At 55.1% G+C, this 22,182-nt stretch carries 22 protein-coding genes and 1 tRNA gene; 2 read left to right on the top strand and 21 right to left on the bottom strand.

Annotation, left to right across the window (positions count from 1 at the left end; translation table 11 throughout):
- Window positions 1-36 precede the first annotated feature (36 nt).
- From VH413_06920 to nuoF, 12 genes are all read right to left on the bottom strand, one after another.
- Window positions 37-1,494 (bottom strand): NADH-quinone oxidoreductase subunit N, encoded by a 1,458-nt coding sequence (locus tag VH413_06920; GenBank protein HEX3798418.1) that lies wholly within the window; start codon window positions 1,492-1,494, stop codon window positions 37-39.
- 24 nt (window positions 1,495-1,518) lie between these two features.
- Complete coding sequence (locus VH413_06915; protein HEX3798417.1) at window positions 1,519-3,060, bottom strand: NADH-quinone oxidoreductase subunit M; 1,542 nt, start codon at window positions 3,058-3,060, stop codon at window positions 1,519-1,521.
- A gap of 164 nt (window positions 3,061-3,224) precedes the next feature.
- On the bottom strand, window positions 3,225-5,135 hold the full coding sequence (gene nuoL / locus VH413_06910) for an NADH-quinone oxidoreductase subunit L (protein HEX3798416.1): 1,911 nt from the start codon (window positions 5,133-5,135) through the stop codon (window positions 3,225-3,227).
- A gap of 1 nt (window position 5,136) precedes the next feature.
- A complete protein-coding gene (gene nuoK, locus VH413_06905) occupies window positions 5,137-5,451 on the bottom strand; it encodes an NADH-quinone oxidoreductase subunit NuoK (GenBank protein HEX3798415.1) in 315 nt (104 codons plus the stop codon).
- Window positions 5,448-5,921 carry an NADH-quinone oxidoreductase subunit J gene (locus VH413_06900; protein ID HEX3798414.1) on the bottom strand — a complete coding sequence of 158 codons (474 nt, stop codon included), beginning with the start codon at window positions 5,919-5,921 and terminating at the stop codon, window positions 5,448-5,450. Before VH413_06900 ends, nuoK begins: the two co-directional genes overlap by 4 nt.
- Before the next feature lie 49 nt (window positions 5,922-5,970).
- A complete protein-coding gene (locus VH413_06895) occupies window positions 5,971-6,516 on the bottom strand; it encodes an NADH-quinone oxidoreductase subunit I (GenBank protein ID HEX3798413.1) in 546 nt (181 codons plus the stop codon).
- 30 nt (window positions 6,517-6,546) lie between these two features.
- A complete protein-coding gene (gene nuoH, locus VH413_06890; protein HEX3798412.1) occupies window positions 6,547-7,662 on the bottom strand; it encodes an NADH-quinone oxidoreductase subunit NuoH in 1,116 nt (371 codons plus the stop codon).
- A 3-nt stretch (window positions 7,663-7,665) separates the two neighbouring features.
- The gene (locus VH413_06885; protein HEX3798411.1) at window positions 7,666-9,354 is read right to left on the bottom strand and encodes a molybdopterin-dependent oxidoreductase; all 1,689 of its coding nucleotides are present in this window, start codon (window positions 9,352-9,354) and stop codon (window positions 7,666-7,668) included.
- Between the two features lie 321 nt (window positions 9,355-9,675).
- Window positions 9,676-9,939, bottom strand: a complete 264-nt coding sequence (locus tag VH413_06880) for an addiction module protein (GenBank protein ID HEX3798410.1) — start codon at window positions 9,937-9,939, stop codon at window positions 9,676-9,678.
- 25 nt (window positions 9,940-9,964) lie between these two features.
- Window positions 9,965-10,261 carry a type II toxin-antitoxin system RelE/ParE family toxin gene (locus VH413_06875; GenBank protein ID HEX3798409.1) on the bottom strand — a complete coding sequence of 99 codons (297 nt, stop codon included), beginning with the start codon at window positions 10,259-10,261 and terminating at the stop codon, window positions 9,965-9,967.
- Window positions 10,258-10,491, bottom strand: coding sequence for an addiction module protein (locus VH413_06870; protein HEX3798408.1), 234 nt, complete (start codon window positions 10,489-10,491; stop codon window positions 10,258-10,260). The genes VH413_06875 and VH413_06870 overlap by 4 nt, the downstream gene beginning before the upstream one ends.
- 21 nt (window positions 10,492-10,512) lie before the next feature.
- A complete protein-coding gene (nuoF, locus tag VH413_06865) occupies window positions 10,513-11,943 on the bottom strand; it encodes an NADH-quinone oxidoreductase subunit NuoF (protein HEX3798407.1) in 1,431 nt (476 codons plus the stop codon).
- 66 nt (window positions 11,944-12,009) lie between these two features.
- Here nuoF and VH413_06860 point away from each other — a divergent pair.
- Window positions 12,010-12,083: transfer RNA gene (locus VH413_06860), tRNA-Gln, on the top strand.
- A 34-nt stretch (window positions 12,084-12,117) separates the two neighbouring features.
- Here the strand turns inward: VH413_06860 and VH413_06855 are convergent.
- The 7 genes from VH413_06855 to VH413_06825 form a co-directional block, all read right to left on the bottom strand.
- On the bottom strand, window positions 12,118-12,603 hold the full coding sequence (locus tag VH413_06855) for an NAD(P)H-dependent oxidoreductase subunit E (protein HEX3798406.1): 486 nt from the start codon (window positions 12,601-12,603) through the stop codon (window positions 12,118-12,120).
- Window position 12,604: 1 nt separating this feature from the next.
- The gene (locus VH413_06850; GenBank protein ID HEX3798405.1) at window positions 12,605-12,964 is read right to left on the bottom strand and encodes a VOC family protein; all 360 of its coding nucleotides are present in this window, start codon (window positions 12,962-12,964) and stop codon (window positions 12,605-12,607) included.
- Between the two features lie 8 nt (window positions 12,965-12,972).
- The gene (gene nuoD, locus VH413_06845) at window positions 12,973-14,253 is read right to left on the bottom strand and encodes an NADH dehydrogenase (quinone) subunit D (protein ID HEX3798404.1); all 1,281 of its coding nucleotides are present in this window, start codon (window positions 14,251-14,253) and stop codon (window positions 12,973-12,975) included.
- Window positions 14,254-14,257: 4 nt separating this feature from the next.
- Entirely contained in the window at window positions 14,258-14,923 is a 666-nt protein-coding gene (locus VH413_06840) for an NADH-quinone oxidoreductase subunit C (protein ID HEX3798403.1), read from the bottom strand.
- Window positions 14,924-14,945: 22 nt separating this feature from the next.
- Window positions 14,946-15,470 carry an NADH-quinone oxidoreductase subunit NuoB gene (nuoB, locus tag VH413_06835; protein HEX3798402.1) on the bottom strand — a complete coding sequence of 175 codons (525 nt, stop codon included), beginning with the start codon at window positions 15,468-15,470 and terminating at the stop codon, window positions 14,946-14,948.
- Between the two features lie 198 nt (window positions 15,471-15,668).
- The gene (locus tag VH413_06830) at window positions 15,669-18,566 is read right to left on the bottom strand and encodes an ABC transporter permease subunit (GenBank protein HEX3798401.1); all 2,898 of its coding nucleotides are present in this window, start codon (window positions 18,564-18,566) and stop codon (window positions 15,669-15,671) included.
- Window positions 18,567-18,725: 159 nt separating this feature from the next.
- Window positions 18,726-20,165, bottom strand: a complete 1,440-nt coding sequence (locus tag VH413_06825; protein HEX3798400.1) for a porin — start codon at window positions 20,163-20,165, stop codon at window positions 18,726-18,728.
- A 260-nt stretch (window positions 20,166-20,425) separates the two neighbouring features.
- Here VH413_06825 and VH413_06820 point away from each other — a divergent pair, with 260 nt between their 5' ends.
- On the top strand, window positions 20,426-20,887 hold the full coding sequence (locus VH413_06820; GenBank protein ID HEX3798399.1) for an Rrf2 family transcriptional regulator: 462 nt from the start codon (window positions 20,426-20,428) through the stop codon (window positions 20,885-20,887).
- 51 nt (window positions 20,888-20,938) lie between these two features.
- Here VH413_06820 and VH413_06815 read toward each other — a convergent pair whose 3' ends face one another.
- Window positions 20,939-21,388, bottom strand: coding sequence for a hypothetical protein (locus tag VH413_06815; protein ID HEX3798398.1), 450 nt, complete (start codon window positions 21,386-21,388; stop codon window positions 20,939-20,941).
- 204 nt (window positions 21,389-21,592) lie between these two features.
- Window positions 21,593-21,889, bottom strand: coding sequence for a type II toxin-antitoxin system prevent-host-death family antitoxin (locus VH413_06810; GenBank protein ID HEX3798397.1), 297 nt, complete (start codon window positions 21,887-21,889; stop codon window positions 21,593-21,595).
- Between the last annotated feature and the right edge of the window lie 293 nt (window positions 21,890-22,182).

Below are 22,182 nucleotides of genomic sequence, written 5' to 3'. Positions count from 1 at the left end.
CCGCGTCTCCGCGGTTAAATTCCCGCTCCGCTTGCTCTAGCGCTTAATCTCCGGCAACGCCCTCGCCGCCTGATCCGTCCAATTCACCACCGCGTTCGGGAACAAGCCGAGAAATAACATCCCCGCGATGCATCCATAAATCGTCGCTTTCATCGGGCGGGAAATCGTGATGGGCGAAAGGTCCGGCGCATCCTTCGACCAATAAATCGCCTTCACCACGCCGAAATAATAATAGATCGAAATCACCACCCCAAAAAGCGTCACCGCCGCGAGCCAGTAATAGCCATGATTCCACGCCCCTTGCTCCACGATTGATTTCAACAACAGAAATTTGCCGAAAAATCCCGCCAGCGGCGGAATGCCCGCCAGCGAAACCATGGACATCGTCAGCGTCGCCGCCAGCAGCGGCGAACGATGATGCAATCCCGCCAGTGAAGAAATTTGCTCTGAGTCCAGTTTGCGCATCACAAGAATAATCACCGAGAACGCCGCGAGCAGCGTGAACAGATAACCGCCCAAATAATACAGCAGTGCCGATTGTCCCGCCGTGCTCAGCGCCGCCACGCCCAGCAGCATGTAACCCGCGTTCGAGATGCTCGAATATCCCAGCAGCCGTTTCAAGTTGCGCTGCGGAATCGCACACAGGTTGCCGTAAAGGATCGTCACCATCGCGATGCCGATAAGCAACTTCGTCCCCATCGCGGTTGCCACCGGAGCCGCCGCAAACAACACGCGCAACACCAAAACAAATCCCGCTGCCTTGGAACCGACCGCCAGAAAAGCCGTCGCGGGCGTCGGCGAACCCTGATAAACATCCGGCGCCCACATCTGCACCGGGAACGCCGAAATCTTGAATCCCAGCCCGACCAGCACGAGCAAAATGCCCAGCAGAAACAACCGATTGCCTTCCAGTTGCCCGCCCATTGCCGCGATGTCGTGAAAATTCAATTTGCCCGTCGTCCCAAAAATCAAAGCGATGCCATAAACCATGAACGCCGAGGACAGCGCGCCGAACACAAGATATTTCACCCCCGCTTCGAGGCTCAACAGGCGGTTGCGTTGAAAACTGGTGAGGATATAAAACGTCACTGTGATCAGTTCCAGCGCCACGAACATCAGCCCGAAGTCATTCGCCGACGCCGCAAACATCATTCCCGCGAGCGCAAAAACGATCAGCGCGTAAAATTCCGAGATGCCCGCTTCCATCTGGTCGGCGAATTCCACTGACAACACCAAAACGATGATCGCAGCGACCAAAAAGAAGCGTTTGAAAAACATCGCGAGGTCGTCCATGACATATTCGCCGCCAAAAGCGAAACGAATGAGCCGTCCCTCGAAACCAAAGCTCGTCACCAAAATGATGCCCAGCGCGATTGCGGCGAAATATCCCAGGTTGCGCTTCTGCTTGAGCGAAGGCGTCCACAGGTCGGCCAGCAGCAGCGCCAGGCCGAGTATCACCACTTCGATTTCCAAAATGATCAGCGAATAATTCATCTGCGTTGTTTCTAAATCAAACCGTCACGGATTTGCCTGCGCCACCACCGAGGCCCTGACATTCATCGCCGGGGCCGTCGCCATGTTCACGATGGTCTCCGCGCTCGGCTGGATTTTATCGGTCAGCAGTCGCGGGAAAAATCCGAAGATCAAAAGGCTCATCAACAGCGCGAGGTACGGCAATTTGCGCAACGGCCACGTGGATTCCGCCACCGCCATCCATTTGTCCGGCAGCGGCCCGTGCAAAACATTGCGCACTGCGCGCAACATATAAACCGCCCCGATCACCAGCGCGCCCCAGAGCGCGAGCCCCGTCACCAAAGGAAAATTTTTCCACGCGCCGAAGAACACCGAAACTTCACCCACGAAATTCGCAAAGCCCGGCACTCCGCAACCCGCGAACATCGCCATGATGAGCGCCGCTCCCACAAACCGCAACCGGCGCAACAATCCGCCCAGTTGCGCGATCTCCAGCGTGCCCGTCTCCTGGTAAATATATCCGCTCAAGCCAAACGTCAGCGCCGCGAGAAAACCGTGCGCGATCATCACCATTACCGCGCCCGTCACGCCGATAATATTCAGGCTCACCAATCCGAGAAAAACAAAACCCATGTGCGCCACGCTGGAATAACCGATGAGCATATTCAGGTTTTTCTGGCGCATCGCGACCAGCCCGCAATAAACGATATTGCCGAGGCAAAGCCACGAAATGACCGTCGCCCAATGCGCCGTCGCTTGCGGCAACAGCGGAAGCGCGATGCGAATCAAGCCATACAAACCGAATTTTTTCAGCACGCCCGCGTGCAGCATCGCGGTCGAAGTCGGCGCGGAACCATACCCAAGCGGCGCCCACGTATGAAACGGCCACAGCGAAATCAGGATGCCGAATCCGAACAGCAGCAGCGGAAAAATAAAGTTTTGCGAAGCCAGCGATAACGGATGTTCCCGCACATGCCGCGTGATTTCGACAATGTCAAACGATTGCGCGCCGGACATGACATAAAGCGCGATCAAACCGATCAAGGAAATCAGCGCGCCCAAACTCAAGTAAAGCGTGATCTGGAACGTCGCGAGATTTTTATTTTCGCCCCGGCCCCACACGCCGATCATGATGAACGTCGGCACCAGCGCGAGTTCGTGGAAGAAATAAAAGAAAAACAAATCCAGCGATGCAAACGCGCCGAGAATTCCCCCCGTCATCACCAGCAACAAAACGTAAAATTCTTTTTCCCGATCATTGATTTCCCAGGCCGCGCACGCCGCCGCGAACGCCACAATCGCGCCCATCAAAATCAGCCCCACATTGATGCCATCCACCCCGACGTGATAACCGATGCCCAATGATTGCACGCCCCACCACGGAAGTTTGTGCACGAATTTGAAACCATCCGCATCCGCCGGTGCGCCATTGAATTGGCAGAACAATTTGATCGCGAGCAGCATGCTCACCAGCGTCGCCGATACCGCAACCAACCGCATCACGAACCGATAATTCCGCGGCACGACACACAACAACAACGCCGCCGCAAACGGCCAGCCAATAATATATGTGAGAGAGGTGGACATTCGTTATTCGTGGGCGCTCGGTAAATTCGTTTCGACGCAGAGGCGCAGAGGCGCAGAGGCGCAGAGAGGAAATAGGCGGAGATTACTTTTTAATTGCTCTGCGCCTCTGCGCCTCTGCGTCAAGCAGACGAATCCCACCGCATTCAAATTTTCAAATGTTAGTTTCATTGTGCCAGCACGAAATACAACACGACCGCGAGTCCTGCCACGAGCAGGAAAGCGTAGGTTTGGATGCTTCCGTTTTGCGCCAGGCGTAGCGCACGGCCGAACAAATCCGTCGTGCCTTCCGTTCCGCGCACGCCCAGGCCGGCGATGATCATGCGGTCGAAGGCATCGGCAATTTTTGAAGCCGCTTCCTGCGTGTAAGGAATCAGCACGTGTTCGTAAAATTCGTCAAAATAAAACCGATTACGCATCGCGCGCGAAAGCCAGCCAAGCTTCGAAGGCAGCGGATCCACCGACGCGCTTCCATACAATGACCACGCCAGCAACGCGCCAAAAATTACGCAGCCAAGCCCGATGACCGCGCCCAACGGTTGCGCATCGAACGGCCCCAGCAAACGCGCGGGAATCTGTCCCAAAAATCCTCCACTTTCCAATACCGTGTTCGGCTCAAACGCGCGTTGATAAATTCCTTCGATGCCTATGACACCGCCAATCGCGCTCAACACCGCAAGAATTCGCAGCGGCCACAACATGATCCCCGGCGATTCATGCGGATGCTCCGCCGCGTGCGAGCGTTCGCCGCCGAAGAACGCCACGAAAACCAATCGCGACATGTAAAAAGTCGTCAAAAACGCCACGCCCGCGCCCAGCACAAAAAGCGCGATGTGATTTTTTTCCAGCGCCAACCCGAGAATGCCGTCCTTGCTGAAAAATCCGCTCAACGGCCACATGCCGCACAACGCCAGCGTGCCCACGATGAACGTCCAGAATGTCACCGGCAATTTTTTGCGAAGCGCGCCCATCTTCCAAATGTTCTGCTCGTGATGCACCGCGTAAATCACCGAGCCCGCGCCGAGGAACAGCAGCGCCTTGAAAAACGCGTGCGTCGTTAAATGATACATCGCCTCAGTCGGCCCGCCCATGCCCACCGCCATCACCATGTAACCGAGCTGCGAAAGCGTCGAGTAAGCGAGAATGCGTTTGATGTCGTTTTGCTGCACCGCGATCAACGCCGCCAGTAACGCCGTAAAACCGCCGATCCACGCGATGACTTCAAGCGCGAACGAATCCGATACATTGAGTAAAAAGAAAACCCGGCACAGCATGTAAACACCCGCCGCCACCATTGTCGCGGCATGGATGAGCGCGCTCACCGGCGTCGGGCCTTCCATCGCGTCCGGCAACCACACGTGCAGCGGGAATTGCGCCGATTTGCCAGCCGCGCCGCAAAAAATCAGCAGGCCGGCGATCGTGGCCACCACGCCGTATTCCGCCGTGTGATTGCCGAGATACGCGCGCAAGTCCTCAAAGTTCAAATGATGCCCCAGCGTCGCCCACACAAGCAGGATGCCGAGCAGAAAACCGAAGTCGCCGAGCCGATTCGTGATGAAAGCTTTTTTGCACGCATCCGCCGCCGAAGCTTTTTCATACCAGAAACCGATGAGCAGATAACTGGACACGCCCACCAGTTCCCAGAAAATGAACATCATCAAAAAATTATTCGCGAGCACGATACCGAGCATCGAGAACGTGAACAAACTCAGGCACGCGAAATAGCGGTAATACGCGCCGTCGCCTTCCATGTATTTCGACGAATAAATATGGATGAGGCTGCCCACGCCCGTGACGATCAGCGCCATCGTCAGGCTGAGGTAATCAAGCTTCAAACCAATGCTCACATCCAAATCGCCGACCGAAAGCCACGAGTAACTTGTGTCGCGCAGCGTCGTCGCTCCCGATGAATGCAGGACGACGAACAGAATGCACGTCAACACGAACGATACCACCACCGCGCCGATGGAAATCTGCGCGCTCGCGACCGGTTTCGCGCGGGTGAATACCGTTATGATCACCGCCGAGAACAGCGGCAAAAACAAAATCAACCACGCTAAATTTTCCAGATGTGCCATGCTAAAATTTCATTGCCGTGAGATCTTCAACGTGGGCCGTTTGCCGGCGGCGATACAACGCCACGATCAGCGCCAGCCCTACCGCGACTTCCGCCGCCGCGACCGTGATGATAAAGAACACCACGATCTGTCCGTCGAGATTGCCGTTGCTGCGGGACATCGCGACCAGCGCGAGGTTCGCGGCGTTGAGCATCATCTCGAGGCACATATAAATCACCAGAAGATTGCGGCGCATGACTACGCCCATCAATCCCAGGCAAAACAGCAGCCCGCTCACGATCAAATAATGTTCCGGCCCCACCGGCGTCAGGTTCATTTCAAATCCTTTTTGCTGATGAGAATCACGCCCACCATCGCCACGAGCAGCAGCACGGACAATATTTCAAATGGCAGCGTATAACTTGAAAACAGGATGCGCCCCAGTTCCAACGGCCCGCCCTCGACGCCGGAGGTCGCCGACAACGGCGTTTGCGAAAGCGCGCGCCAAAATAAACCGCCGATGGCCGCAACCGAAACCACCCCCAGGCCAACGCTGGCGACCTTGATCTTGCGGCGCTGTTCTTCTTTCAAATCGAGCAGCATGATCACAAACAGGAACAACACGATCACCGCACCCGCGTAAACGATGATCTGCACCGCCGCGAGAAAAAACGCGTGCAGCAGGACGAACAATCCCGCGAGCGAAAGAATCGTGAGCACCAGGAACATGGCGCTGTTCACGGGGTTGCGCCCCACAATGACAAACACGCCGCAAAGCAGCGCCAGCGCCGAAAATATATAAAACAAAATGTCCTGCATCATTGCCTGCTGATGTGCCGCGAGGGGTTGGCCGTCATTAAATTTCTTTCACCGGAAAATTTTCCTGCGCCCGGGCTTCGTCCGCCTTGTGCTGCCACTTGTGGATTTTGTCCTGATGAATGCCGCCGAGCGACAGCAATTTTTCTTTGTTATAAATCATCTCTTTGCGGTTCGTGCCGGTGAGCGAATAATCTTTCATCAGGAAGATCGCTTCCTCCGGGCACACTTCCTGGCAGAAACCACAGAAGATGCACCGCAGCATATTGATCTCAAATTCCTTCGGCCCCTTCTCGACATTGCCGGCGTCCGGCGTTCCCGCGGGTCCCGGCGGCGTGATGCGGATGGCCTTGGGCGGGCACACGAATTCGCACAACTGGCACGAGACGCATTTCGTCCGGTTCTCCTGGTCCTTCACGAGGTACGGCGCGCCGCGATAACCGGGCGGCACCACCCATTTTTCCTCGGGATACTGCATCGTGATCTTCTTGCTGAAGAAATGGCGCAGCGTCACCTTGAACCCGCCGACCAGCGCCGGCAGGTAAAGGCGTTCCCAAAAATTCAGTTTTTCGCGCTTAACAATCATTCGCTTAAATTATTTTTCGTCCGGCATCGCTCAATGCTTCAAGGCGATGATCCACAAAATCAACGCCGTCACAAAAATATTCGCCAGCGTCAACGGAATGAACCGCTGCCAGCCCAGGTTCATCAACTGGTCGTAACGAAACCGCGGCAGCATCCACCGCACCCAAATGAACAGGCCCATGAGCACAATCACCTTCGCCAGGAAAATCAGGATGCTGACGATGCCCATCGTGACGGTCGTGGCCGGCTGGTCGAGTCCCGCGAATGGCAACGTCCATCCGCCGAGGAACAGCGTCACCATCATGCCCGCCGAAACGATCATGTTGGCGTATTCGCCCATGAAAAACAGCGCAAATTTCATCGAGCTATATTCGGTGTTGTAACCGGCCACGAGTTCGCTTTCGCATTCGGGCATGTCGAATGGCAGGCGGTTCGTTTCCGCAAACGCCGCCACGAGGAAAATCACGAAACCCAGCGGCTGCTTGAGAATCAGCCAGCAGGTGTGCGTCTGGTAGGCGATGACATCGCCCAGGTTCAAACTGCCCACGATCATGAACACGCCGATGACGGACATGCCCATGCAGATTTCGTAGGAGATAAGTTGCGCGCTCGAACGGATGCCGCCAAGGAACGGATATTTGGAATTCGCCGCGTAACCCGCAAGCACGATGCCATACACACCGAGTGAAACGATCCCGAAGCTGTAGAGAATGCCGACGTTCAAATTCGCGACGACCATGTGCTGCCCGCCGATGTTCGAGCCGAATGGAATCACCGCTACCGTGAGCAACGCGGGAATCATCGTGATCGCGGGCGCGAGCCAGAAATAAACTTTGCGCACGTGGCCGGGCGTGAAGTCTTCCTTCAAAAACGATTTGAGCCCATCCACCATCGGCTGCCAAATACCGAGGCGCGTCAGAAATGGTCCGAGAATCGGAATGCTTCCGATCAACGGCAGCGCCACGCGATTCGGGCCGACGCGATCCTGAATCCACGCGGAAATTTTGCGCTCGGCCAAAACTGAATACGCGACGAAGGTCAGCAAAATGCCGAAGACGATGGCGATTTTGATGCAGGAAAAAACGATGAATTGGTTTGCCGGCGTCAGGCCGTTCAACCAGTTCGTGAGTGATTCAATAGGGTGCATCGCTTAAATGGTTATGCTTGCTCCCGTGTCACCGAGCCCGGCCCAGGTCAGGCCATTGAACGCCGGAATTTCCTTCGCCATCTGATTGAACAATCCTTCGATGCTCGCAAAACCGTTTTGGCCAGTGACGTTGTAAACCAACTCGTGCAAAAATTCCCACTCAGGACGCGCGTCGCCGCGAGGCTCGACGCCCTTCATGAATTTCTGCACGCGGCCCTTGCCATTCGTGAAGCTGCCGCGCTTTTCGATATGCGCGCAACCGGGCAACGTGTAATGCGCCAGTTCGGTCGTCGTGTTCGGCAAAATTTCGCTGACGATAAGCGTGTCCAATTTGCTGAGCAAATCCGTGCCGATACCATGCTTCGTCACGTCTTCACCAAAAACAATCAGCGTCTTGATGCTGCCATTGCGGATGCCTTGGGCGATATGCGGCAAATTCGTACCCATCGTCGCGGGCGCGATGCCCGTGAGCGTCGCGCCATTGCTGTTCGGATTGCGGTCGTTGCTGACGAGCAATTTGTCAGCCGCTTGCGGGCGCGGAACGGAGTCGGTGATGGCGTTGAATTTCTTCGCCAGTTTTGCGAGCAAAAATAATTCTTCGTTCGTCTGTCGCGCGGAAGCAACGATGGCGACGGAGCCATTTTTGACTTTCGCAAGTTTGTCGGAAATTTCGTTGAGCGCCGCCGCCCAGGTGGTCGAGGTTTTGCCGATGCGCACTTCAGTCAAACGATTTTCACTGCCGATCCATTTATAATTAAGGCGGCCCGCATCGCACATCCAACTCGAATTGACGGCATCGTTCTCGCGCGGCTCGTAGCGAAACACTTTTTCTTCGCGCGAACCGACAACGATATTGCAGCCCGTCGAACAACTCGTGCAGACGCTCTTGGTTTCCTTGAGAAACCACACGCGCATCTGGAAACGAAAATCTTTCGAGGTCAGCGCGCCCACCGGGCAAATGTCCACCGTGTTCAGCGTGTAATTATTGTCAAAGGCTTTGCCGGGATACGCGCTGAGCGTGTTGTAACTGCCGCGATTGACAATGCCCAGGGCGTCGTCCTGCGCGATGTCGCGCGAAAACCGGATGCAGCGGGTACACAGGATGCAACGCTCGTCGTCGAGGACGATGCGCGGCCCGAGGTCAACGTGCTTGGGCTTGTGGACTTTCGTCTCCACGAAGCGGCTCGTCGCCTGGCCGTAATCCACGGAATATTCCTGCAACTTGCATTCGCCCGCCTGGTCGCAAATCGGACAATCCAGCGGATGATTGATCAGCAAAAATTCCAGCACGCCCTCGCGCATCTGTTTCACGCCGTGCGTGTTCGTGTAAATTTCCATCCCCGGCGAAACCGGCGTGGCGCAGGCAATCGCGGGACGCGGCGATTTCGCGATCTTCGGCGTGCCGTCGGGATTCATGACCGGCTTGCGGTCCGGCCCCAGCGCGGGCGTGCCGAACTCGACCAGGCACATGCGGCAGTTGCCGACCACCGGCAACTTGGGATGATAACAATAATGCGGGACATCCACCTTGGAGAGCGCGCACGCCTGAATCATCGTCGTGGGCGTCGGCTTGCCTGTGATCGGGTCCGGCGTGGTCTTGGGCACGGAAATCTCGCGGCCATCCACCTTGACCTTGATGGTCTCAACCGGCGGCGGCGCGGCCTTCGTTTCAGTTGGTGCGGGTGTGGACATGTATTCCAGTTACTAAAATCTTACAATCAAGTTAGTGCCGATGTTTCCAATAATCCGGTTCCCGAGCAAGGTGCATAACGGCGAGAATGTGAATTGCATCCGGCGTTTCATCATAAACGACGCGATAGGGAAATCCCACGACGCGGCAGCTTCGTAATGGCCTGTCATAATAAGAATATCGTTTTGGACTTTCTTGAATTGTTGCCAATGTTTTGTGAACAGATTGAAGGAAACGCCTGCCCAATCCAGTGCGCTGGCATTGGTAATATTTTGCGGCTGCAACAAGTTCAACATCGGCTTCACAGTGATAGTAAACAGGCTTCACGCTATTGCGCGCAGGGCACTCCGCATAACTTTGTCAGCCGGGCGCAATTTGGTTTTTCCGTCGCGAATTTCGTCGCGGCGGCGGCGTATTTCATTTCTCCATAGTGCCTCAGTATGTGCGAAAGATTCATCATCCTCAAGACTGCTCAAAAGATGCTCGGCAATTTCAGCCCGGGTTTGGCGAGGCAAACTCAATGCCTTGACGCAAAATTCCAATGCGGTCGTTGTCATGGCTTTTTCAGTTGGTGCGGGTGTGGACATCTAATTTAAATCATTCAGCTCAGATTTATGAGATTCGGTTTTGCCAATAATCAGGCCGCCGGCTGCAATGCATAACCGCGACGATTTGGATACGGTCTGATAATTCGCGGTAGAGCAATTTATAGGAAAATGGCTTAACCCGCCGACTGCGCACGAGTTCTTTGTAAATAGATGGCAATTCCGGATTGCGCTGGATGAATTCCTGGGCGCTTTTGATCGCATCAAGAAATTCTCTGCCAAGTCCCGGTTGTTGTTCATCATAATATTTTGCGGCATCGGTCAATTCTGTCTCGGCGACACTTAAATAAGTTATTCTCTTCACCCAACTTTTTTGTAGGCATCCCGCAATACATCCATGGAATCACGCTCAGGAATTTTGCCCTGATCGTATGCATTGCACCGCCCAACGGCTTCTTCTGCCCATGCGGCTTCTATTTCTGCCGAGTCAGTCTCACGATTCAAGCTCGCCAATAATTTTTGCGCCAGCTCTGCGCGCGACTGCGTCGGCAACGAGAGCGCTTCGATGAATACTTGTTCAGTGGTCGCATTCATAGTTGGTCAATGATTTTAAAACTATGCGTTGGGACTCGCCGCGATTTTTAAATCATGCGTCGGCCCGGCGCCTTGGCCAGCCGCGCGCTTTGCTTCATCCGCCGCGCCTTTGGCCACGAATTCATCTTTAAACTTGGCCACGAAACTTTGCACGGGCCAGGAACAAGCTTCGCCGAAGGCGCAGATCGTCCGGCCACCGGGAATGTTGTCGGCGATTTTCACGAGGTAATCGGCGTCCTGCTTGCGGCCCTCGCCGTGCGTCATGCGATGCAGCGTCTTGCTCATCCAGAGCGAGCCCTCGCGACACGGCGTGCATTGGCCGCAACTTTCGTGCGCGTAAAATTCGCTGATGTTCGCCAGCACTTCCACGATGTCCGCGGAATCGTCAACCACGATGATCGCGCCGGAGCCCGACATGGTGCCTGCCGCCATGAGCGAGTCAAAATCGTAAGGCAGATCGAGCACTTCCACTTCCTGCTCGACATCTTTCCCGTCCACTTTTTTCTTCAATTTGAACTTTTCGCCGGCCCTGAAAACTTTGGAGGACGAACCGCCCGGGATGATCGCTTTCAATTTGCGCCCGTCGCGCAAGCCGCCCGCGAATTCATTGATCAACTGCCCGATCGTCGCCTTGCCCACTTCGACTTCGTAGTAACCCGGCTTTTTCACATGCCCGCTTATGCTCACGATGCGCGTGCCGGTGTTGTTCGGCGTGCCGAGTTTCGCGAACTCCGATGCGCCCATCGCCACGATATGTTTCACCGCGCAAAGCGTTTCAACATTGTTGACGATGGTTGGGCATTGATAAAGGCCGAGAATCGCGGGAAAATAAGGCGGCTTGATGCGCGGGTAGGCGCGCTTGCCTTCGAGCGATTCGATCAAGCCCGTTTCTTCACCGCAAATGTAAGCGCCCGCGCCACGGTGAACGTAGATTTCCAGATCGTAGCTGCTGCCCAGAATATTCTTGCCGAGAAAATTTTTCGCCCGCGCATCTTTCAAGGCGCGATTCAATATGCGCGCGCCCTCGGGAAATTCGCCGCGGATATAGATATAGGCAAGCTTCACGTCGTTCGCGAAGCAGGAGATGATCATGCCTTCGATCATCTGATGCGGATCTTTGTAAATGATCTGGCGATCCTTGAACGTGCCGGGCTCGGATTCGTCGGCGTTGCAAATGAGATAGATCGGTTTGCCGCTGCGCCGGTCCACGAACGACCATTTTAAGCCGCACGAAAAACCCGCGCCGCCGCGACCGCGCAAACCGGAGAGTTTGACCTCGTCGCGGATTTGTTCCTGCGCGCTTTGCGTCTTGCCATCGGGCAAGCTCTTGGGCGCAATCGCCAGCGCCTTCTTGAGCGTCTCGTAACCGCCCACGCGCAAATAGGAATCAATCTCCGGCGTGTAACCGGGCTCGTCCGCATGTTTTAAGATAAGGCGATATTCCTGGGGCATATCAATCAAAGGTTAAGGCGAGGCTTGACTCCGCCGATAAACCCACTAGCTTTTTAAATTGCTGCTTGCCGAATGGTGTAATGGTAGCACGGCTGCCTCTGGAGCAGTCTGTCATGGTTCGAATCCATGTTCGGCAGCCAATTCCCGGTGCGGAATGCGGAGTGTGGAAAGTCTTCATTTATACTTCTCCAATAGTTCGTCCGCCTTCGCGTTGCTCACGCCTTCGTAAAAATCCTCATTGCACATCATGACCGGCGCGGTGCCGCAACTGGCCAGGCACTCGACAAATTCCACCGAAAATTTCCCGTCCTTCGTCGTCTGCAATCCGTGGGCGTGACTATCGAGGCCGAGCTTCTGGCAAAAATGTTCGTGCAACTGTTTTGAACCGCCAAGCGCACAACTCAGCGTGCGGCAAACTTTCAACACCGTCTTGCCCGCCGGCTCCTGCCGGAACATCGGGTAAAACGTCACCAACTCATACACGTTGATCGGCTGCAACTCGAGCTTCGCGGCAGTCCACTCAACGGCTTCTTTCGAGATGTAGCCGAAATGCTCTTGAATGGCGTGCAGAAACATCAGCGACGCGCTCCGTTTTTGCGGATAATGCGTCACGAGTTCGTTCAACTCGGCTTCAAGTGCGGCTGGAACGGTAAAACTCATTTTACTTCGAGTGCAAGGCGAGGCGGTTGCCTTCACTGTCCAAAATCACGGCGCGAAAACCATACGGGCCGATTGGATGTTTCGGTTTCAAAACTTTCCCGCCGTTCGCTTCCACGGCGGCGATGGCCGCATCCAGGCGGCCGTCGCAATTCAAATAAATCAACGGGCCATGCTCGGAAGGCTTCACTTCCGTTGTTTCAACCAGGCAGCCGCTCACGCTGTCGTTGGCGTGCGGCAACAGCCCGAACGTCATGCCGGGCATGGATTCTTTTTTCACCGCCGACCCAAGCACGGCGCTATAAAATTGGATCGAACGATCCAAATTTTTCACCGGTATGTCACACCACACGATTTGGTTCATAACATTTTTTAGCGGTCGCATTCTCCCATCACGAAATCCAGCGACCCGAGAATCGCCACGACGTCGCTCATCAGGTGGCCGGGCAGCGAATGGGAAAGGATGCTCAGGTTCACGAACGATGGCGCGCGAATTTTGAGGCGATGCGGGGTGCCGCCGCCTTTGCTGTGGATATAAAAGCCGAGTTCGCCCTTGGGATTTTCCGCGCCGAAATAAACTTCACCCGGGGGCGCGTTCTCACCCTGCGTCACTAGAATGAATTGATGGATCAATTCTTCCATGCCCGTCAAAACTTTTTCCTTCGGCGGCAAAACCGTCTTGCCATTTTGGATATGCACCGGGCCGTCGGGAATTTTATCGGCGCATTGCGCCAAAATACGGGCGCTCTGGCGCATCTCTTCCATGCGCACGAGATAACGGTCGTAGCAATCGCCCACCGAACCGGTCGGAATATCGAATTGCAACTGGTCATAGACCAAATACGGATGCGCCTTGCGCAAATCGAAATCCACGCCGCTGCCGCGCAGGTTCGGCCCGCTGAGCGCGTAATCAATCGCGTCTTCCTTCGAGATCACGCCGATGTCCCGCGTGCGATCCATGAAGATGCGATTGCGCGTCAGCAATTTTTCCGACTCCTCAAAATTCACCGCAACTTCCTTCAAAAACTTGCGCAACTGGTCCAGCCAACCGGGCGGCAAATCGCGCGACACACCGCCGATGCGCGTGTAACTCGTCGTGAATCGCGCGCCGGTGAGGGCCTCGATCAAATTATAAATCGTCTCGCGCTGCGTGAAGGTATGAAGAAAAACCGTGAGCGCGCCGACGTCCATCGCGAACGCGCCCAGGCCAAGCAAATGCGACGAGATGCGCGCCAGTTCGCAGCACATCACGCGGATGTATTGGCAGCGCGGCGGAAGGTCTTTGTCAATGCCGTGCAGTTTTTCCACTGCGAGCGCGTAGGCGACGTTATTCGCGAGCGGCGCGAGATAGTCGAGGCGGTCGGTGTAGGGAATGAACTGCGTGTAGGTCATGTTCTCGGCGATTTTTTCATCGCCGCGATGCAGATAACCGATGTCGGGAAAAGCCTTGGTGATCAGTTCGCCATCCAGTTCGAGAATGATGCGCAACACGCCGTGCGTCGCCGGGTGCGACGGCCCCATGTTGAGGACCATCTTCTCGCCCTGCATGTCCGTCAACTCATGCGAAGGCGACGTGCCGGCAGCGTCCGCCGCGAGCGCGGTGACGATGCGCGCCTGCGGGTCGCGAAATTCAATGTCGTGAGTCGTGGCCATTTAATTAACTTTTCTTGTCCACAGTTCCCGGCCCATGCGATTGGCCGTGGGCGTCTTTGATGTCGCTGCGGCGTTCGAGGCGCGCGTTGAGCGGAACGGTTTCCGATTCGGCAATGCGCACGCGCGGTTCGCGGGCGACACGGTCTTTGCCGCCGGCAATGGTGACGAACGGGCCGCCTTCGAGCGGCGCGGGCTTGGTGAAAGCCACTTCCGGCAAATCCGTCGGCTTGCCCGAGAGCGGAAAATCCTTGCGCAACGGAAAATACGGATAGCCTTCCCACATCAAAATACGGCGCAGGTCGGGATGCCCGCGAAAACGCAAACCCATCATGTCAAAAGCCTCGCGCTCGTGCCAGTCAGCGGTGCGCCACACACCGGTGACGGTCGGCAATTCACATTTTTCTTCACTGACATCAGTCTTCAAACGCAAATGCACGTGATGACCCAAACCGTAAAGTTCATAAACGACCGTGTAACGTGGATCATCGCCGTAATTATCCACCGACGAAATATCAATCAGGTAATCGAACTTCAGTTCGTTCTTCGCGAAGGCGCACACGTCCGCGATGCGTTCGGCATCGAGCACTTTCAGCGTCGTCTCGCCGCGAAACTCCACGGGTTCCGCGATGAGGTCGCCGAATTTCTCTTTTAATTTTTGCGCAAGTTCCACGGGCAAATGAATCCGAATTAAATTATACCGAAGTGTCAGCGATGACTTTTCGCTGCACGGAAATGACCGGTTCTTTGGCCACTTTATTTTGCAGTTTGATCAGGGCATCGAGCAAAGCTTCGGGACGCGGCGGGCAACCGGCCACATAAACATCCACCGGAATGATGCGATCCACGCCTTGCAAAACGGCGTAGCTGCGATACATGCCACCGGTCGAGGCGCACGCGCCCATCGCGATAACCCACTTGGGTTCAGCCATTTGGTCGTAGATGCGTTTGACCGCCAGCGCCATTTTATAAGTGACCGTGCCGGCGACAATCATGACATCGGATTGGCGCGGCGAAAATCGCATGACTTCGGAACCGAAGCGGGAAATATCGAACCGGCTCGCGCCCGCAGCCATCAATTCGATCGCGCAGCAAGCCAGCCCCATTGGCATGGGCCAAAGGGAATTCTTGCGGAACCAGTTGAGGGCGGCGTCCAGTTGCGTAACGACGACGTCGCCTTCGACCTTCGAATTATAGCCGATCTCGGTGCTTGTCTGCATAAGATTAGCGGTGGAAATACCGCCGTCTTAAACAAACTAATCAGGCGGGAAAAAGACGGCAAGTTGAATTTGTGATTTTTTTCACAAGCGAACGGCGGCAAAAGCCACGCGTCGCCCATCAACTGAAACCATTTACCGGTTATGAGTTAGCAGAAAAGAAGCTGTTCCCGGCAAAGTGAAACTTCTTTTGGAGTCTGGCTATGGTGTCGAAGCCACCGACGGCGCGCCAGTGAGACGCAGGATGGCGTGCGGTTTTTTTTCGTATTGCCAGACGGCGTTTCGATTCATCCCGAACCGTGCGCCGCCAGAGGCTTTACCCATGGCGGCGAGGATTTGCAAATGAAACACGCGCAGGCTTTCGTGAAAATTATCCGGCTCATCCGTGCGGGTCGGGTCGAAGCCCCAGGTCCAAAGAACACCATCCGTCGTCAGGCCGTAAATCGTCCCACCGCCGCCCCAAAGCGAAACCCAGTCCGCGCGTTTGCCGACCTGCTGCCATTTCTCGGTGGATGCAATCATGGTCGAGCCACTTGTGTATTCCTTCCGCCAAAGCGTGCCGTTGGTGCGAATTTCAAAAGCTGTTGGTTCTCCGCAAAAAGCATAAGCGAGCCGATTGGAGTTTGCCGCGTAACAGGCGAGGCGGCAGGTGGCATCCGCGCCCAGCAGCGCATCGGGTGGCAGGAGGAATGGCTCCCAAAGTTCGCCCGCGCGATTGCGAACCTTGATGGTCATGCCTGTGACTGGGAAATCGCTCCAGTTGGTGTCGCGGCAGACCTGGGTGGGAGTTGCGAAATTGGCGACGGAGGAGTACTGAAAGCCACTGATGAAAAACGTGCGTCCCCAGGCCCAGAGTGTGCCATCGGTTCGGATGGCGAGCGTGGCCGCGCCCGAGCAAAAGGTGGACGACCAATTCTTATCGCTGCCGACCTGCACGGGTGTTTCCTGAAACGGACCCGGGCCGATGCCCAATTGGCCGATCTGATTGTTTCCCCACACCCACAAGGAGCCGTCGCGTTTGATGGCGCAACCGTGGGAATTGACGCCGGAGACTTTCACCCAATCATGGTCCGAGCCCAGTTGAGAAAGCCCACCGGGAGCACCGTAACGAAACGGCTCCTGCCATAATGTCCCGTCGTCGCGAATGCCGATAAAATCCTCCGGCGCCGCCGCCACACTCGTCCAACGATTGGTGTCGAACGGTTCCGGCACGATCGCCCGGTCCATGTTCCCTCCGGTTTTGCCGAATCGCCACAACGTCCCATCCGGCAAAATAAAAATCGCCCCGGCGCTCGACGGAAAAACCTGCAACGTCCCTTGCCCGGTGCTCATCGGCACGATAACTGGCGGCGGAAAATGGCGCGGCGAATCCATGCTCAGGTATCCGGCCACGACAGCGATCACAGCCGTCGCCACCGCCCAGCGCAGAGCAAGTTTGCGCCGCGAGATTTTAGGTTTCGCGGGTTTGATTTCGGCTTCCGCGCGCGTGGCGGAAATAAATCGTTGCGAAGCCATGCGGCGCATCCCGCCAAATAATTGCTTGTAAGCGCGCCGTCCAAAAAAGACATCGGTCACCAGCGAGAGCGCAAAAAACCACCCCGGGTGAAAAGCCGAGCCGAACGCGGGCGGGCTTGAAGTCAGGTCAATCCACACTTCAGCTATGACCGTGCCCACGCCAAAAATCAGATACGGCAGCGCCAGCATGCCCGCCGCCGCCATCACCGAGCGATTGTAATTTTTTGCCGTGAGCGCCGAGGCCATGCCGAACCAACTGAGCGCGATCAGGTCTATCGGAACCATGAGGATCGAGCCCATCCAGATATAGCCCAGTTGTGGATCGGGATGCTGCTTGTTGAAGCTAAGCGCGCCGTACATCAGGACCAAATCCAAAATCAAAACCGCAATCGTCGGGAAAAAAAATTGCCGGCGCAGGGCGAGCATTTGTCCGCGCACGATGTCGTGCTCATTGAGCGGCGTGGAGAGCAGCAATTCGAGCGCGCCGGATTTTTTATCGCGCGCAAGTTGCTGGCCGGCTTCGAGCGCGAGCCACAGTTTGAGCGTCGTGGTCAGCAGCAGCGCGGCCATGAGGTCGAGGGCATCATCCACGATTCCATCGGCGGTGATGTGAAGAAAGAAATACCACGCGCCCAGCAGAAAAAGAAAAACCCAGACGTGCATGGGCTTGAGCCGCGCGCGCGAGGAAAGCCAGAAGAAGGCGTTCACATCGAGCAATTTTTTCCGGTGCGCGGGAAGTTTTTCAACCGGGCCGTAGCTCCACTTGTGCCACCAGCCCTGCCGCGGCGCTTTGTTTTTTGCCGTAACTGGTTTTGGTTTGGGCGCGTCCTGCCACGAGTGCGGCACGATGCGTCCCGCCTGGTACAGCAGCCACCACGTGATGCCATGAATAATGAATAACGAGAACCAGAAATTGTATGGCGTCGGTTTGTAAAACCGGTCAAAGACCAACACGAAACAGTAGATGGGGCTGGTATATCCAAATGGATTGATAATCACGTGCCACCACGCGGCGATAGCCGCACCAATACACGGGATCACCAGCGTCAACGCGAGCAGCATGGCAAAGTTGACGGCCATCGCGTGGCGAAGATCGCGGGTGAGCGACGAAGCAAACATGCCGATGGCGAGTGAAAATAAAAAAGTGTCGAGCAACACGAGCACGAGCCGCGTAAATTCCGTGTAGGCGACACCACCCATGAGCAGCGGCAAAGCGAGCACGGGAAACAACGCGAGCAAACCGTAGAAGGCGTTCAAAGATGTCGCCGCCAATTTCCCAAGCACGACGTCGTTGCCGGTCAGGTCCGTGAGAAAGAGCAGGCCGAGCGTGCCTTCGCGCTTTTCTTCGCTCAGACAATCGGCGGTGGAAAGGCGTCCGGCAAAGAGACAATAAACCAATGCAAGCACGGCCAGTCCGGTGAAAATGGCGTAGCCAACCACGGTGTCGGGCTGGTTGAAGTTGGCGAGAAAAACGATGATGCCGATGCCGATGGCACAAAGCGCCATCAGTGATCGCCACACAAAAGTTGCTCCTCGGCGCGCAGCCACGCGCAATTCGCGTTCGACAATCGGCAGGAAAATCATGCTTGGTGACTAACCTTCCGATGCGCGCGCGAAGTTGTCAATGTCTGGTGTGAAAGGAAATCGCTTTTGCATCTCTGGCCGCAACGCAATCGTAAAAATAAAAGAGCCGACGGACTTTCACCCATCGGCTCTTAACGCAGGACTTACTAACCTAACAAATCAGAATTGGAATTGAATGCGGCTGAGAATCACATGCTCCGGCCGCGACGTCGCCGATCCGGCCAGCGCGGTGCCGCCGTGAAACGTCGTGGATTCGTAATCGAGATTGAGTTTCAGGTTTTCGTTGAGATACCAGTTCAATCCCACGCCCCACGCCGTCGCGCGCTGCGCCGAACCCGCCGCGGCGTAGCTCGTGCCCGCGTGGCTGGTGAACGCGTTTTCATCCAGCGAAAGTTGCTGCACGCGCGCCACCACTTCAAATGCGCCCCACTCGCCCTGCGTCGGTGCGAACCGATGCCACGGCGTGACGTGCTTGAGCGAACTTGCCTTGAAAGAATTTTCTTCGTCAGTGAGGAAGTAAGAAGCCTCGACCTGCCACGCGGTATTGTTGAAGCGTTGGTAAGGCGGAATTCCCGCGCCGGTTTTGGTGGAGATCAATTTTTGCGACGACAAATTGTATTCGCCCTCCAGGCCGAACGGACCCCAATACCAAAACAACTGCGGGTCTATGCGATACAGATCGCCGCCGGGCGCGGCATTGGCGTAGGTGAACATCGTTTGCTGCCCAGGCGTCTTGTAACTCGTAAGCGAACCGCCATTGTGCTCGCCATAAGAACCCGCCACGCCGAAACCCAAATTCCGCAACGGCGCGATGTTCTTTTTCAAAAACGGTTGCAGGAACAACCGGCCAGCCACGTCCTTGCCTTCGTCCGTTTCGGCATCGTCGCTCGCATTATCGGACGCGCCGTTGAACACGCCCACGGCGTAAGCAATGGGCGATGTGAAAAGGTCATTGTGAACTTCCACACCGAGATCGTAATTGGGCGTCAACTCGGTCGCGAAACCCGTCTCGACGAAAAACAAATCCGCGGTGGATTGAAGGCGTTCCAATCCCACGGGCGATTTGAATTTGCCCGCTTGAACTTGCAGGTCATCGAAGATGCGCGCGTTAAGATAAGCATCATCGAGGATGCCTACATTGTTCGCCGTGCTGCCCGTCACGCTGCCCGACGCCAGGTCGAGCATCAGGCGATAATTAAATTTATCCCAAATCGTGCCTTCCACGATCGGGCGCACGCGACGCAATAGAAATTCATCCGGCGTCGCCTTCGACCCGATGTAATTACGCGCGTCCGCCTGAACATATCCATGCGCAATCATCGTGAAATTCGAATCGCCCGATTTGACGACCAACCCCGTGGTGCCCAGCGAAACCATCGCCGACTCCTTCGCCTTATCCGTCGCGACATCCTGATCCACCTCGCGATTGCGCTGGAGAATTTTCACCTGCTGCTCCAGTTCATTGACCCGCTTGACGAGTGCCTGCACATCCTCATCCGAAAGCGTCGCGCCGTGGAGTGCCGCCGCGCCAAGTTGAAGACCAGTAATGGCAGTGACCACTGCCAGACGATTGAATTGTTTGAATCGAGGTTTTTTCATGGGATTGGAATTTGACCGTTCAATTTGCTGGCGACGCCAAAATCGCGCGCATCCGCGCCCAATCACCCACCAACGCCAAATCGAACCTGTGTTTCATAAGCTTCATTTCAGTTAACGCACACGATAATATCAATAATCTACAGTATGTCAATAGAGATTATGATATTATTATTTACAGCCGTTTTCATTGGCTTTTTTCGCTATAAATCTCTCCTCGATATAATCTTGAGCAAATCGGTGCGGATTGTATATTATCCCCTATGAAACTTTCCTTGCGCGGAGAATACGCCCTTCGAGCCCTCGTAGTTCTGGGCCTCAATTACGATCAACGCGTCCTGCGCATCCAAACCATCTCCGAGCAACAAAATATCCCCAAACGCTTCCTCGAACAAATCCTCAACGACCTCAAATCCGCCGGCATCGTCGAGAGCCGCCGCGGCGTCGCGGGCGGATACCGCCTCAGCAAGCCCCCCGAGAAAATCTCATTGGCCCTCGTCGTCCGCCACATTGAGGGCCCCCTCGCGCCCGTCGGTTGCGTCAGCGAAAAATTCTACTCCAAATGCTCCTGCCCCGACGAATCCAAGTGCGGCATCCGCAGCATCATGAAAGAAGTCCGCGACGCCATCGCCAAAATCCTCGAAGGCGTCACCGTCGCCGAACTCTGCCAGCGCGTGAAAGACCTGCAAGGAACCCACGCCAACCCCCTCGACTACATCATCTAAACCAATCAACTGAAAAAAAAGGGAGGGCGAGCGTAGCGTAAAACTTTTACCTCAGCCGGCTATATATCCAAATGAGGCATATTGAAAGGCAACTGAATAGAGAATCGTATTACCCCAAACTGATACATTTATAAAATAGTCGCTTCTTACATTGGCCGGCTGCTCGACACTCACCAACAACCGAGCATTGGCGCCATTGTCAAAATCCATTCTAGTAAAGCCAAAAACTTGCACAGACACCTGTGCCGTAGGAGGGAGCCGCAACCAAATTGCTGGCGCTTGGACTCGAACTCGACAGGTGCGATCTCCCACCCCATGTACAAAATTGTAAAATTCGGGATTATTATCCAGATCCAAATAAATTTCTCCGCTCTCTAGCATCGTTAATACGCTATTTTGAAGAACGATCGGCGCAGGGATAGCCTTCTTAACACTAGTTGATAACTTAGTGGGTTTTACAATTTTCCTAGTTGTTTTTTTTAAGGAATTTTTACTTTTCATATGACGCCTTAACATTTAATTATCAGACGATTATCATTAACCGTTTTTTATTTAGCAAACTCAAATTTCTTTTGGTTTAGGATAGCAAAACTGATCCACAACCAGTGCATATGGTTTCACTACTCTCTACCGCAGCTTTGCAATTTGAACACGTAAACCCGCGAGCCGTATGATCTCCACTAACTCTAAACCCGCCCCGGCCCGCTATAGCATCCACCACCCACGAACCGCTGACTTGCGGCCCTCGCCCCGCGCCGATTTGACGTCATCCAATGAAAGCTTTGATTTGCCCTTCGTCCGGGCTTCGATCCGCCCGCGCAACTCCCGAATCGAAGCCACCGCTTCCCGAATGGATTTGGCAGACGAACGCCCCTCCGGGATGATGCGCGCCACCGGCTTGTCGTGCTTGGTGATCACCACCTCCTCACCCTGCGCGACCCTTTCGAGCAACTCACCAAAGCGAGTTTTTGCATCAAGAACTGAGATACTTGCCATATTCACCTTTTTCAAATTAACCAGTCACTAACCATTTTATCATAAGCACATTCCCACTCAAGCGGCATAGGTGTTTGTCTTGATGGAATCCTTCAGGCTCTCCAAATCAAATGAATCGGTTGTTTGAAGAAGCTCTAAAGCACGATCTTGAACTCCCACCTCCGCGTACCGCGTGCGATTCGATACCGCCCCGTAAGTCGGCAAATCATGGAAGCGATAATTATTCAGGTCAAGCAGCGGTCGGGTTGACGGAATATCGAGTCGGGTAAGGTTTATTGTTAGTCAAGAGAATGGTGTTA

Source organism: Verrucomicrobiia bacterium (assembly GCA_036268055.1).
GTDB lineage: Bacteria > Verrucomicrobiota > Verrucomicrobiia > Limisphaerales > Pedosphaeraceae > DATAUW01.
The sequence above is the reverse complement of the archived record's forward strand: the minus strand, read 5'-3'. Positions and strand labels throughout refer to the sequence as shown.